Below are 13,624 nucleotides of genomic sequence, written 5' to 3' on the forward strand. Positions count from 1 at the left end.
CGCCCGAAGGCTCGGGTGCAAGGGGTATCGGTGAGGACGTCATGTACCAGGTAGGGGACCTGATCGCGGGGTACCGCGTCCTTGACGTGCTCGGACGGGGCGGTATGGGCGACGTCTACAAGGCGGCCCACCCCCGGCTCCCGCGGTCGGACGCGCTCAAGGTCCTGCGGTCGGGGCACGCCACCGACCCGGTGTTCCGTGCCCGGTTCGAGCGCGAGGCCGACATCGTTGCGCCACTGCACCATCCCAACGTCGTCACCGTCTACGACCGCGGCGTCTTCGACGGGCAGCTCTGGATCGCGATGGAGTATGTGCCCGGCATCGACGTCGCGCGAATGCTCGCGGCGGACTCGCCCCTCGACCCTCGGCTGGCGTGCACGATCGTCACCGGCGTGGCGGCCGGGCTCGACGCCGCCCACCGTCGCGGGATCATGCACCGCGACATCAAACCGGCCAACATCCTCGTCACCCCCGGGGCCGGAGGCGGTGCCGGCAACACCGGGTCCCTGCCGCCGGAGGCGGTGAAGGTCACCGACTTCGGTATCGCGCAGGTGCTCGACGAGGTCACGAACCTGACCGGCACCGGCATCACGATCGGGACGATGCACTACGCGTCACCCGAGCAGATCGAGGGCCGTCGCGTCGACGCCCGCAGCGACATCTACTCCCTCGGCGCGACCGCCTACGAACTGCTGACCGGCGCACCGCCTTTCGACTCCCCGTCGTTGCACGGCCTGATGACCGCGCACATGTACCACGAGCCGCCCGCGGCGAGCAGTCGAAACGGTGCGCTGCCGACTGCGGTCGACGCGGTGCTCGCACGGGCGATGGCCAAGAATCCCGACAATCGGTACCCGACCGCCGGCGAGTTCGCCGATGCCCTACGCGATTCCTTCGACACCCGCCAGACCCTCGTCGGGCCGGGGCCGCAACCGAATCCCGCCGGCCGGCAGCCTCCTTCGGGGCCCGCTTCCGCGATGCAGGCCACGGGACACCCGACATCGTATGCGGCGCATGATCAACCGACCGATCCGACGACCCGGGCGCGCCTGGGACTCCCGCCGATGGTCTCGGCGGAAACGCTGCACGGGTGGTCGCCCGCGCCGGCCGCGGAACCCGCCCGGCCCGCACGCCGGGGTCTCGCCACGATGGTCGCGATCGGGGTGGCGCTGGTGCTGATCGCCGGAATCCTCGGTGCCGGAGCCGCATTCGTGACCACGTCGGCCGGCAATCTGGAAACCCCCAATCCGCCCGATGCCGAGGTGACGACCACGACCGTCGAACTGTCCTGGGGTCATGTCGACGATGCGACGAGCTACGTCGTCACCCAGAACGACGAGGTGATCTACTCCGGGCCCGACACGAACTTCACCGCACCCCGCCCCATACCGGGGACCTACACCTATCAGGTCGCCGCGCAGGACGAGGACGGGAGGACCTCCGAGTTCTCCCGCAACTCCGAGGCCGTCGACGTGTTCATGACGTGGGGCGAACTGCAACCCATCGCCGACCTCTACCACGACCTGGTGCCGGCATCGCCGTTGAGCACCAACGGTTTCGACGGTATGCGGTGCTGGGGCGAGGACGGCGACCTCGCGTTCAAGTCCTCCAAGCACACGGTTTGGTGCACCCGCTACCTCGACGACGAGGCCAACGACGCCGACTACCAGGTGATCGTCGACGTGTACGACACCCCCGAGGAGGCGCGGGCCGCGGCGGACGTGACCGCGTACAACCTGCGCGGCACCGGTTACACGACGGCCCAGGGCCACACCGGGACGCTCTATCTCTCGGACAAGCAGCGCGATCAAGGGCAGGCCATCCTCGCCCACGACACCGGCGACCGTGCGAGAACCGTTGTCTGGGTTGTGGTTCCCGGCAAACCGGCCGCCGCCGCGGCCGATCTGCTGAAGAGGCTGCCGATCTGATGGCGCAACCGGTCACCACCCAACCCGCGGGCCCACCCACGACCCCGCCGCGCACGTCCACCCTCCGGCCGTGGACCATCGCGGTGATCGTGATGGCCGTGCTGCTGTTAACGGTCGGCTCGTTCTTCGCCGTTCGCGCGTTCACCAGCGTCGACGTGCCGGACACTCCCAACGGTCTGACACTCGACGCCGGGACGGGACGCCTCGTCGCGACGTGGGAACCGGTCCCGGGCGCGACGGGTTATCAGCTCGTCCGCGACGACGGATTCGTCGTGTACCGCGGTACCGACACCGAGGTCGTCGACGCCGCGGTGCCCGCAGGCGAGCACACCTACCGGGTGGCCGCACTGGACGGCGATGCCGTCTCGCCGCCGAGCCCGCCGCAGTCCGTGCGCACCGGCGCGAGCTGGGGTGTCTACGCGCCGCTCGTCGCGCAGTTCCCCGAACTGCTCCCGCAGACGCCGGACACCGCCGCGAAGTGGAACAACGCCGAGTGCGTCCGCCGATACGCCGGCGGCCGCGACGAGGTCGGACCGTCGGAGACCGGAAACGACAAGGTACGCACCGTGTTCGTGGTGCGTTGTGCCGCCGGGGCCGTCGACCGCCCGTTCGGCGTGTTCTGGTTCGCCTCCAAGGACGCGCTCAACGCCGAGTACTCGCGCTCGTCGGCGACGTCGCGTCCGGTGCGGTGGAAGCACGGCACCGGCCTGATCGACGAGAACGGCCGCGGCGTCTTCAAGATCACCGACGACCCGGCGCGAGAACTCGCGATGATCGTGGTGCTGCAGACCCCCGCCCAGAACGTCCTCGAGATGGTCGATTCGATGCCGATCTGAGTCCTGGCCAGGGGACCGGTGACAACCTGGACGAGCGACCGAGACGAACACACATCCCGAGTCTCCCGCGTGCGGCATGATGGCGTGGGGGCTCGAGGGGCCGGGAAAGAAAGGCTGGTGTCATGCAGCGGTTGAGTGGTTTGGATGCGTCGTTCCTCTACCTGGAGACCCGCAGCCAGCTGATGCACGTCATCGGTCTCGTGGAGATCGATCCGAGCACCATGCCGGGCGGGTACGACTTCGCCAAACTGCGCGCGGAGATGCAGCGTCGCGTCGCCGCGATCCCGGCCTTCCGTCGCAAGCTCGACAACTCCGTCTTCAACATCGACCACCCGGTGTGGATCGAGGACGAGGACTTCGACATCGAGCGCCACGTCCACCGGGTTGCCGTGCCCGCGCCGGGCGGTGCCGGTGAGGTCGCCGAACTGTGCGGACACCTCGCCGGTCAGACTCTCGACCGGGGCAAGCCGCTGTGGGAACTGTGGATCATCGAGGGCCTGTCCAACGGTCGCATCTGCGCGATGCTGCGGATGCACCACGCAAGCACCGACGGTGTCACCAGCGCCGAGATGCTCGCCAAGATGTGCTCGCTCACACCGGAACCGCCCGAACTCGACGCGGAGAAGGTCCGCGAGACGGCCGGCCCGCCGTCGCGTGCCACCATCGCCGCGACGGGTGCGATCAACTACTTCGTCCAGCGCCCGCTGGCGATGGCCAAACTGCTGCCGCGAACGGTCAGCGTCCCCGTCGGCTGGCTTCGCCGCGCGCAACAGCAATCGGCCATGCCCGCGCCCTTCATGGCGCCGCGGACCCGGTTCAACTCGGCGATCACGCCCCATCGCAGCATCGCCCTGAGTCAGCTCTCCCTCGACGACGTCAAGCGAGTGAAGAATCACTTCGGGGTGAAGATCAACGACGTCGTACTCGCGCTGGTCGGCGGCGCGATGCGCACCTACCTCATCGACCACGACGAGTTGCCGGAGAAGCCGCTCGTCGGGATGGTGCCGGTATCGGTGCACGGTGCCGACGAATCCGACCTGGTGGTCGAGGGGACCAACAAGGTGACCGGCATGTTCACCCTGCTCTCCACCGACGTCGACGACCCGGTGATCCGCCTCGAGAAGCAGGCGGAGTTCAGCCGGAAGTCGAAGGAACACCACGCCGAGATCGACGCCAACATCCTGCGTTCCTGGGCCCAGTTCGCGCCGGGGACAACACTGTCCACGGTGATGAAGGTGTACGGCGACCGGAAACTGGCGTCGGCGCATCCGCCGATCTTCAACGTCCTCGTGTCGAACGTCGCCGGCCCCGACTTCCCGATGTACTTCCTGGGTTGCCGGGTCACCGCGGTCTACCCGCTCGGCCCGATCTTCCACGGCCTCGGCCTGAACATCACGGTGTTCTCCGCCGACGGGAACCTCAACATCGGCATTCTGGCGTGCACCGATCAGACCCCCGACCCGTGGGAGATCGCCAACGCCTTCGACGATCAGCTCAAGCAGCTGCTCGCCGCCTGCGACTGAGCGTCAGTCCCGTCCGCCCGCGAGCTGGTCGAGCCACACCCGTGCCGACGCGTCGGACGGCGAGCGCCAGTCGCCGCGGGGCGACAGCGAACCGCCCGAACCGATCTTGGGGCCGTTGGGCATCGCGGTGCGCTTGAACTGGTTGCCCATGAAGCGCTTCAGGAAGATGCCGAGCCAGTGCTCGATGGTCGCGGTGTCGTATTCGTTGCGCTTGTCGTCGGCGAGCAGCTCCGACCACGGTCCGCGGGAGCGGTCACCCCAGGCCTGGCGGGCGAGATAGGCGACCTTCGTCGGCCGGTACCCGAAGCGGGTGACGTAGTAGAGGAAGAAGTCGTGGAGCTCGTACGGTCCGACGGTGTCCTCGGTGGACTGGATCTTGCCGTCCTCGCCGGCCGGGACGAGCTCGGGTGAGATGACGTCGTCGAGGATCTCGGCGAGCACCTCGGTGGTCTCCGCCGAGTGGTGGCTGTTGCTGACGATCCACCGGATCAGGTGCTGGATCAGGGTTTTCGGCACCGAGCCGTTGACGTTGTAGTGAGACATCTGGTCGCCGACGCCGTAGGTGCACCAGCCGAGCGCGAGTTCGGACAGGTCGCCGGTACCGAGCACGATCGCGCCGTGGTGATTCGCCAACCGGAACAGGTGCGACGTGCGCTCGCCCGCCTGCACGTTCTCGAACGTGACGTCGTAGACCTTCTCGCCACGCGAGTAGGGGTGGTCGAGGTCGGCGAGCATCTGCTCGCACGACGGCCGGATGTCGATCTCCTTGCCGCTCACGCCGAGTGAGTTCATCAGCACGTGCGAGCGGCGCAGCGTCGCACCACCGGTGGCGAAGCCGGGCATTGTGTAACCCAGGATGTTGGTGCGGGGCAGGCCGAGTCGGTCGAAGGTGTCGACCGCGACGAGCAGGGCGAGGGTCGAGTCGAGGCCGCCGGAGACGCCGATGACGATCTTGTCTATGCCGGTCGAACGCAGGCGCTGGGCGAGTCCCTGCACCTGGATGTGGCGGACCTCGGCACACCGTTCGTCGAGATCGGCGGAATCGGCCGGCACGTAGGGGAACCGCGGCACGACGCGGCGCAGCACATCGTCGTCTCCGCTCAGCTCGCCGAACGAGAAGCCGATGCGGCGCAGCGACTTCAGCCGATCGGAGTAGTCGCCGGCCTGATCGCGCAGGCTGATCATCCGCATCCGTTCCTGCCGGATCCGGTCGAGGTCGATGTCGGCGGAGATCATCTGATCGGTGGTCGCGAACTGTTCGCTACGTGCGAGGAGAGAACCGTTCTCGGTGATGAGGGCGTCACCGTCCCAGGCGAGATCGGTGGTCGACTCGCCGTAACCCGCCGCGACGTAGACGTGTGCGGAGATGGTGCGCGCGGAATGGCCGGTACACAGATTCTTCCGGTAGGACTCCTTGCCGACGGTGACCGGGCTGCCGGACAGATTGGCCAGCACGGTCGCGCCGCCGAGTGCGGCCCAGGTGCTCGGCGGGATCGCCACCCAGCCGTCCTCGCAGATCTCCACGTGCAGGGCGAAACCCGGCAGATCGGCGGCCTCGAAGATGAGATCGGCCCCGAACGGGACCTCCTCGCCGTCGACGGTCACGGTGTCGGGCACCGCGTCGCGGGCCGCGGAGAAGAACCGCTGCTCGTAGAACTCGCGGTAGTTCGGCAGATACGACTTCGGGACGACGCCCAACACCGCCCCGTCACGGATCACGGCCGCGCAGTTGAACAGTCCGTCGCCGACGACCATCGGCAGACCCACGACGACCAGTGGCTTCAATCCCCGGCTCGCTGCGACGATCTCGGTCAGGGCGACACGGCAGCCGTCGATCAGCGCGTCCTGGTGGAACAAGTCGTCGATGCTGTAACCGCACAGCCCGAGTTCGGGGAAGACCACGAGCGCGGCGCCGTCGTCGGCGGCCTGCCGCATCAGCTCGATGGTGCGTGCGGCATTCGCGGCGGGTTCGGCGATCGTGAGGACGGGCACCGCACCCGCGACCCGAACGAAGCCGTTTGCGTAGACAGACACGACGACAACATTAAACGGCGCGGTGTCCGGCGAGCGCGCTGTCTGTCGTCAGGCCCGCCACCAGGTGTCGTCGAGTTCGACCGGCGTCGTGCGCTTGTGACGATTACGGTGCCAGGCGGCCTCGATCTTCTCCGCCGCCTCGGTCGGTACCTCGCGGCCCTCGAGGTAGTCGTCGATGTGCTCGTACGTCAGGCCCAGCTCGTCCTCGTCGGTCTGCCCCGCCTTCTCGTCGAGCAGGTCGGCGGTCGGGACCTTCTCCCACAGTTGCTGCGGCGCACCGAGGTGGCGCAGCAGCGACCGACCCTGGCGCTTGTTCAGACCCGACAGCGGCAGGATGTCCGCGGCGCCGTCGCCGTACTTGGTGAAGAAGCCGGTGACGTTCTCGGCGGCGTGATCGGCGCCGATGACCAGCAGCCCGCGGTCGCCGGCGACGGCGTACTGCGCGACCATGCGGTGGCGGGCCTTCGCGTTTCCCTTGGTGAAGTCGGTGAGTGCGGCGCCAGTCGCCTCGGAGATCTCGTCGTTGAGCGCGTCGACGCCGGGCGCGACGTTCACGGTGAAGACCTCGTCGGCCGCGACGAACTCGGCGGCGGCCGCGGCGTCGTCCTCGTCGTGCTGCACCCGGTAGGGCAGGCGCATGCCGACGAACACCGCGTCCCCGCCGTCGGCCCGGACCCGCTCCACCGCGATCTGGGCGAGGCGCCCGGCGAGGGTCGAGTCGACGCCGCCGGAGAGGCCGAGCACGTAGCCCGCGGCCCCGATCGTGCTCAGGTAGTCGGCGAGGAAGTGCACCCGGCGCTCGACCTCCTCGGCGGGGTCGATCGAGGGTTTGACCCCCAGGGCGTCGATGATGGTCCGCTGGGTCTCACGCATTCGCGCTCCAATGTTCGCTCGAGGTCTCCGTCGAGCAGCCGAGGTCATTCCTCGCGGGGTATCCGGACGCCGACGAGGTGCGCGTCGGGGTCCGGGGTCATACCGAGGCGATCCCAGGGCTGCGACACGGTGAGTACCGCATAAGCCGATGTCGGAAACCGATCGATGAAACCGGAGGGATCGAGAGTCAGCGCGGTCTGCGGCATCCCGGGTTCGTGACCGACGACGAGCAGCGTGGACGCGTCGGCCGGCGCGTGGATGCGGATGGCTTCCAGCACGTCGTCGGCGTCACCGCCGTAGATGTCGTCGACATAGGTGACCGGGGCCCGGACACCGGTCCGTTCGAGAGTTTGTCGGGTCCGGATCGACGTGGAGCACAGCACCGCGTCGACGCGGAGGCCCTCGTCGGACATCCATCGACCCGCGAGGGCGGCCTGACGGTCACCGCGTTCGGCCAGTGGACGGTCGTGGTCGCGGGTCGCCGGGGGATAGCCCGACTTCCCGTGACGCATCAGGATCAGCGTGCGCGTGCCGCTCATGCGGTCCCGGTGCGCCGGGACTCGATCGGATAGGCGTCGGGGTCGGCGGCGATGGTGCGCAGCAGGCGGACGGTCGCGCGCCAGGCCGCGGCCTCCTGGCGGAGGAAGGCGGCGTGCTCGTGCTCGTCGCAGGCCTCGGCCTCGTCGGCCAGCGCATCGAACTCGAGATGTTCGTCGACGGCACACCCGATGAGTTCGTCCAGGGTCGTGCAATCGGCGCAGGCCCGCTCGATCGCGGCTGCGTCGAGGGTCGCCAGGCGTTCCAGATCCGACCGATACCGCATGGTTGTCGAATGTACGCCGTCGGCGCCGGCTGCCGATGTTGCGACACCGGATGCGACGGCTCCGACCGGTGCCCGATTCGGGCGAGGGGTACGCGTCGCCTTTACCCTTGTGGACGTGCACACCTGGGTACCCGCGCTCCTGGCGGTGCTGGCGGCGTTGTTGATCGCGGCCGGCACCGTACTGCGGCAGCGTGCGTCGCGGGTCAACGGGGCGATCACTGCCGGATGGTGGGTGGGTGCCGTCATCGCGCTCTGCGGCTTCGGCCTGCAGGCGTCGGCGCTGGGCCTCGGTTCGATCCTGCTGGTGCAGCCGCTCGTCGTGCTGGCGGTGCTGTTCGCGCTGCCGCTGGAGGCCTGGGCCGATCACCGGCATCCCGCGCGTATCGAATGGGCCTGGGGTGGGGTACTGGTCGCGTGCGTCGCGACCTTCCTGCTCGTCTCCCGACCGGAGCCGTCACTCCGACGACCGGATGCGCTGCTGCTGTGGGGCACGGTCGGAGCCGTCATCGGGATCGTCGTCGGCCTGGTGTTGCTGGCACGGCGCTCCAGCCCGCACTACAAGGCGCTGTTCTACGGACTCGTCGCGGGCACGCTCTTCGGGGTCTCGGCGCTGCTGATCAAAGCGGTGATCTTCCAGGTCACGCACGAGTTCTGGCGCACCTTCCTCCAGCCGGAGATCTACCTGTTCGTGCTTGTCGTGGTGTGCGCGGTGATCGCCCAGCAGCTGGGCTTCGGTGCCGGCGACCTGCAGACGTCGTTCCCGTCGATGACGGTCGCCGAACCGGCGGTCGCCATGGTGCTCGGCGTGCTGCTGCTCGGGGAAAACCTCAAGGTCTCGGTGCCCACCGCGATGTTCCTCGGCATCGTGCTCGCGATCATGATCCGCGCGGTGTGCGAGCTGGCGAAGCTGTCGGCCGTCCGGGGATATGAACAGGCGGTTGCCGCAGAAGCAGCGATGCCGCCGACCGCGGGGCGGTCGGCGGCATGATCGAGCCGTGAGCAGGGGGTTCTGAGCTCGCCTGCTCGGGTCAGCCCTCGACCAGTTCCGCGATGCCCTCGGCCCATTCCTCGGCCTGCTTGGCGGGCTTGATCGACGACGAGTTGTCGTGGCGGGCGTGCTCGCCGACCTGGACCGCGCCACGCTTCGTCAGCATCTCGGCGACGATCTCGCCGCCACGGTTGAAGGTGTCGTAGATCGAGTCGCCGAGCCCGAACACGGCGAAGCGCAGTCCGCTCAGGTCGGGGTTGACGCTCTCGAGCTCGTCGGCGAACGGCTCGGCACCGGTGGGCAGCTCGCCCTCGCCGTAGGTCGAGCAGACGATCACCAGGAAGTCAGCGGGGTCGAGGTCCTCGACCGCGTACTCACTCATGTCATAGATCGAGGGATCGTGCTGGTTGAGCGCGTCCGCGATCGCGTCCGCGACGAGCTCACCCGTTCCGGTCTCGGTTCCGTAGAGGATGACGACCGACATATGCAGAACTCCTCTCGACGTCGGCTTTTACGCCAGAGAGGCTAGCCTAACCCGCTCCCCGGGACTAAATCGCAGGTGGGCGGGGGGTTGGAAGAAATACTTGGATGTCCTACTATGTGGTGACAGAGGACATACCCCGGGCCGATCGTGTCGGGGTGCTCGATCTCGGCCCAGTCGCCGGCGACCAGTCCCCGACATCTCGAATACGCGCCACGACCCGAAGCCCCCAAACCCCCCGAGAAGAATCAAAGGTGATCTGAAGTGTCCGCTCCCGCAGTCCCGTCCATCCCGCACTTCCTGAACGGCAAGCGCGTCACCGCCGAGGGTGGCCGCTTCGCCGACGTCTTCAACCCCAGCACTGGTGCCGTGCAGGCCCAGGTGCCGCTCGCCTCGACCGACGAGGTCGCCGCGGCCGTGGCCACCGCCAAGGAAGCCCAGAAGGAATGGGCCGCCTGGAACCCGCAGCGTCGTGCGCGGGTCCTGATGCGCTTCGTCGACCTGGTCAACAAGAACGCCGACGAACTCGCGACCACCCTGTCGCTCGAGCACGGCAAGACCCACGCCGACGCCCTCGGTGACATCCAGCGCGGCATCGAGGTCATCGAATTCGCCATCGGCATCCCGCATCTCATCAAGGGTGAGTTCACCGAAGGTGCCGGCAGTGGCATCGACGTGCACTCGGTCCGTCAGCCGCTCGGCGTGGTCGCCGGCATCACCCCGTTCAACTTCCCGGCGATGATCCCGCTGTGGAAGGCCGGTCCTGCCCTCGCATGCGGCAACGCCTTCATCCTCAAGCCCAGCGAGCGCGACCCGTCGGTTCCCGTCCGCCTGGCTGAATTGTTCACCGAGGCAGGGCTTCCCGACGGTGTGTTCCAGGTCGTCCACGGCGACAAGGAGTCCGTCGACGCGCTGCTGACCCACCCGGATGTGAAGGCTCTCGGCTTCGTCGGCAGCTCGGACATCGCGCAGTACATCTACTCGACCGCAGCCGCACACGGTAAGCGTTCGCAGTGCTTCGGTGGCGCCAAGAACCACATGATCATCATGCCCGACGCCAACCTCGACCAGGTCGTCGATGCTCTGATCGGTGCCGGTTACGGCAGTGCCGGCGAGCGCTGCATGGCCATCTCGGTCGCGGTTCCGGTCGGTGAGGAGACCGCAGATCGTCTGCGCGCCAAGCTGATCGATCGCGTCAACGCACTGCGCGTCGGCCACAGCCTCGACCCCAAGGCCGACTACGGCCCGCTGGTCACCGCTGCGGCCCTCGAGCGTGTCCGCGGCTACATCACCAAGGGCGTCGAAGAGGGTGCCGAGCTGGTCATCGACGGCCGCGAGCGCACCAGCGACGAGCAGACCTTCGGCGACGAGGACATCTCGAAGGGCTTCTTCATCGGACCCACCCTGTTCGACCATGTCACCAAGGACATGACCTCGTACCAGGAAGAGATCTTCGGTCCGGTGCTGCAGATCGTTCGCGCAGCCGACTACGAGGAAGCCCTCGCGCTGGCCACCGATCACCAGTACGGAAATGGCACCGCCATCTTCACCCAGGACGGCGACGCGGCCCGCGACTTCGCCGCACGCGTCGACGTCGGCATGGTCGGCGTCAACGTGCCGATCCCGGTCCCGGTGGCGTACTACACCTTTGGTGGCTGGAAGCGCTCGGGATTCGGCGACCTCAACCAGCATGGTCCGGCATCGATCCAGTTCTACACCAAGACCAAGACCATCACGACGCGCTGGCCGTCCGGCATCAAAGACGGCGCCGAGTTCGTCATCCCGACGATGGACTGAGTGCGGCCACAGATATGACCACACTTGCCGAGGCCGCAGTCGCGCGGCTCGACGGTGACGAGCGCGTCATCGTCGAGACCGCCGCGGCTTTCGCGGCCAAGAAACTGGCGCCCTACGCGCTGGAATGGGATGCGTCCAACCACTTCCCGGTTGCCGAGCTCCGCGAGGCGGCCGAGCTGGGGATGGGTGCCATCTACTGTTCCGAGGATGCCGGGGGCAGCGGACTCCGCCGTCTCGACGGCGTGCGGATCTTCGAGCAGCTTGCCTACGCCGACCCGGCCGTCGCGTCGTTCCTGTCCATCCACAACATGTGCGCCTGGATGATCGACCACTACGGCACCGACGAGCAGCGCAACAAGTGGGTGCCGCGGCTGGCGACGATGGAGACCATCGCGAGCTACTGCCTGACCGAGCCGGGTGCCGGCTCCGATGCGGCCGCATTGTCGACCCGCGCCGAACGTCAGGGTGACGAGTACGTCCTCACCGGCGTCAAGCAGTTCATCTCCGGTGCCGGGTCGTCGGACCTGTACGTGGTGATGGCCCGCACCGGCGACGCGGGCCCCAAGGGCATCTCCACCTTCCTGGTCGAGAAGGACACTCCGGGACTGAGTTTCGGTGCGCAGGAACACAAGATGGGTTGGCATGCTCAGCCCACCGCGCAGGTCATCCTCGACGAGGTGCGGGTCCCGGCGTCGAACCTGCTCGCCGAGACCGAGGGCATCGGCTTCGGCATCGCGATGAACGGCCTCAACGGTGGCCGGCTCAACATCGCGGCGTCGTCGCTCGGTGGCGCCCAGGCGGCCTTCGACAAGGCGGCCGCTTATGTCTCGAGCCGTCGTGCGTTCGGCAACTCGCTGCTCGACGAGCCGACGATCCGGTTCACGCTCGCCGACATGGCGACCTCGCTGCAGACTTCACGGCTCATGCTGTGGCATGCGGCGAGCGCCCTCGACGACGCTGCTCCGGACAAGGTGGAGCAGTGTGCGATGGCCAAGCGGTTCGTCACCGACAGCTGCTACGACGTCGCCGACAAGGCGCTGCAGCTGCACGGCGGCTACGGATATCTGTCCGAGTACGGAATCGAGAAAATCGTCCGCGACCTCCGTGTACACCGCATCCTGGAAGGGACCAACGAGATCATGCGGGTCGTCCTCGGCCGTTCGATCGCGTCCCGCTACCGGGAGAGCTGACGCGAACTCGCTGCAACGCAATGGTTTTCGCAGGCAAACACTTTAGGGAGCAATGACAATGACGACGATCGCTTTCCTCGGCCTCGGCAACATGGGTGGCCCGATGGCCGCCAACCTGGTCAAGGCCGGCCACACCGTCCGCGGATTCGACCTGTCCCCCGAGGCGATCGAGACCGCCAAGTCCAACGGGATCGAGACGTTCCCCGCGGCCATCGAGGCGGTGTCCGGGTCGGAGGTCGTGATCACCATGCTGCCCAACGGCGGCATCGTGAAGAAGGTCTACGACGAGGTCCTGCCGGCCGCCCAGACCGGTGCGCTCTTCATCGACTCGTCGACCATCTCGGTCGACGATGCGCGGGAGATCCACCGTCGGGCCGTCGATCACGGTTTCGCCCAGGTCGACGCCCCCGTCTCGGGTGGCGTCAAGGGCGCGACCGCGGGCACGCTGGCCTTCATGGTCGGCGGCGAGGACGAGGCCTTCGCCGCGGCGCGGGGAACCCTCGACCCGATGGCAGGCAAGATCATCCACTGCGGTGCGGCGGGCGCCGGCCAGGCGGCGAAGGTGTGCAACAACATGCTCCTCGCCGTCCAGCAGATCGCCGTCGGCGAGGCCTTCGTCCTGGCCCAGAAGCTGGGTCTCGACGAGCAGGCGCTCTACGACGTCGTCACCGGCGCCACCGGCAACTGCTGGGCCATCGAGACCAACTGCCCGGTCCCGGGCCCGGTCCCGACCTCGCCGGCGAACAACGACTTCAAGCCGGGGTTCGCCACCGCACTGATGAACAAGGACCTCGGCCTCGCGATGGACGCCGTCGCCAGCACCGGTTCCCGCGCCCCGCTCGGTTCCCACGCCGCACAGCTGTACCGCGGCTTCGCCGAGCAGCACGGAGACCTCGATTTCAGCGCGATCATCACCTCGCTGCATTAGGTCGCAGTACCTGCCGTACGGCTCCTGAGATCCCGTTGCGTTCTGACGGATGGAACCTAGGTGCAGCGCGCTGCGTCGAACTTTCGTGGTCGATCTCAACGAGCTCATCATCCGACAGGACGGCGTGCTGACAACGTCGCAGGCGCAGGCCGCCGGGTTGAGCCGGTCCGCTGTCAGTCGACGCAGGGCCTCGGGGGAGTGGACCGCGGTCGCTCCTTCTGTC

13 protein-coding genes are annotated in these 13,624 nt (G+C 67.8%); 8 read left to right on the forward strand and 5 right to left on the reverse strand.

The features are described from left to right. Positions 1-41: 41 nt before the first annotated feature. The 3 genes from LQD00_RS04830 to LQD00_RS04840 all read left to right on the forward strand — a co-directional run bounded on the left by LQD00_RS04830 (position 42) and on the right by LQD00_RS04840 (position 4,287). Complete coding sequence (locus LQD00_RS04830) at positions 42-1,928, forward strand: serine/threonine-protein kinase (protein ID WP_232715906.1); 1,887 nt, start codon at positions 42-44, stop codon at positions 1,926-1,928. Continuing rightward, positions 1,928-2,764 (forward strand): fibronectin type III domain-containing protein, encoded by an 837-nt coding sequence (locus LQD00_RS04835; protein WP_232715907.1) that lies wholly within the window; start codon positions 1,928-1,930, stop codon positions 2,762-2,764. The genes LQD00_RS04830 and LQD00_RS04835 overlap by 1 nt, the downstream gene beginning before the upstream one ends. A 122-nt stretch (positions 2,765-2,886) precedes the next feature. After that, complete coding sequence (locus LQD00_RS04840; RefSeq protein WP_232715908.1) at positions 2,887-4,287, forward strand: WS/DGAT/MGAT family O-acyltransferase; 1,401 nt, start codon at positions 2,887-2,889, stop codon at positions 4,285-4,287. 3 nt (positions 4,288-4,290) lie between these two features. Here LQD00_RS04840 and LQD00_RS04845 read toward each other — a convergent pair whose 3' ends face one another. The 4 genes from LQD00_RS04845 to LQD00_RS04860 are packed head-to-tail and all read right to left on the reverse strand — an operon-like array spanning position 4,291 to position 8,017. Then, on the reverse strand, positions 4,291-6,321 hold the full coding sequence (locus tag LQD00_RS04845; RefSeq protein WP_232715909.1) for an NAD(+) synthase: 2,031 nt from the start codon (positions 6,319-6,321) through the stop codon (positions 4,291-4,293). A gap of 48 nt (positions 6,322-6,369) precedes the next feature. Next, positions 6,370-7,194: an ammonia-dependent NAD(+) synthetase gene (gene nadE, locus LQD00_RS04850; RefSeq protein WP_232715910.1), complete on the reverse strand. Its 825-nt coding sequence runs from the start codon at positions 7,192-7,194 to the stop codon at positions 6,370-6,372. Between the two features lie 44 nt (positions 7,195-7,238). Further along, positions 7,239-7,733, reverse strand: coding sequence for a SixA phosphatase family protein (locus LQD00_RS04855; RefSeq protein ID WP_232715911.1), 495 nt, complete (start codon positions 7,731-7,733; stop codon positions 7,239-7,241). Further along, positions 7,730-8,017 (reverse strand): hypothetical protein, encoded by a 288-nt coding sequence (locus tag LQD00_RS04860; protein ID WP_232715912.1) that lies wholly within the window; start codon positions 8,015-8,017, stop codon positions 7,730-7,732. The genes LQD00_RS04855 and LQD00_RS04860 overlap by 4 nt, the downstream gene beginning before the upstream one ends. Before the next feature lie 115 nt (positions 8,018-8,132). Between LQD00_RS04860 and LQD00_RS04865 the strand changes: the two genes are divergently transcribed. After that, positions 8,133-9,005, forward strand: a complete 873-nt coding sequence (locus tag LQD00_RS04865) for a DMT family transporter (RefSeq protein WP_232715913.1) — start codon at positions 8,133-8,135, stop codon at positions 9,003-9,005. Between the two features lie 40 nt (positions 9,006-9,045). Here the strand turns inward: LQD00_RS04865 and LQD00_RS04870 are convergent, their stop codons facing one another. Then, the gene (locus LQD00_RS04870) at positions 9,046-9,489 is read right to left on the reverse strand and encodes a flavodoxin domain-containing protein (RefSeq protein ID WP_232715914.1); all 444 of its coding nucleotides are present in this window, start codon (positions 9,487-9,489) and stop codon (positions 9,046-9,048) included. A 261-nt stretch (positions 9,490-9,750) separates the two neighbouring features. On the opposite strand from LQD00_RS04870, the gene LQD00_RS04875 reads away from it, so the two are divergent. The 4 genes from LQD00_RS04875 to LQD00_RS04890 all read left to right on the forward strand — a co-directional run. After that, entirely contained in the window at positions 9,751-11,283 is a 1,533-nt protein-coding gene (locus LQD00_RS04875; protein ID WP_232715915.1) for a CoA-acylating methylmalonate-semialdehyde dehydrogenase, read from the forward strand. 14 nt (positions 11,284-11,297) lie between these two features. Next, positions 11,298-12,473, forward strand: coding sequence for an acyl-CoA dehydrogenase family protein (locus tag LQD00_RS04880; protein ID WP_232715916.1), 1,176 nt, complete (start codon positions 11,298-11,300; stop codon positions 12,471-12,473). 58 nt (positions 12,474-12,531) lie between these two features. Further along, the gene (mmsB, locus tag LQD00_RS04885) at positions 12,532-13,401 is read left to right on the forward strand and encodes a 3-hydroxyisobutyrate dehydrogenase (protein WP_232715917.1); all 870 of its coding nucleotides are present in this window, start codon (positions 12,532-12,534) and stop codon (positions 13,399-13,401) included. 49 nt (positions 13,402-13,450) lie between these two features. Then, positions 13,451-13,624: type IV toxin-antitoxin system AbiEi family antitoxin domain-containing protein (locus LQD00_RS04890; protein WP_232715923.1), on the forward strand; the 174-nt coding region annotated here is incomplete at its 3' end.

It is taken from the genome of Gordonia metallireducens (genome assembly GCF_021245825.1).
In the GTDB taxonomy this organism is placed as follows: Bacteria; Actinomycetota; Actinomycetes; order Mycobacteriales; family Mycobacteriaceae; genus Gordonia; species Gordonia namibiensis.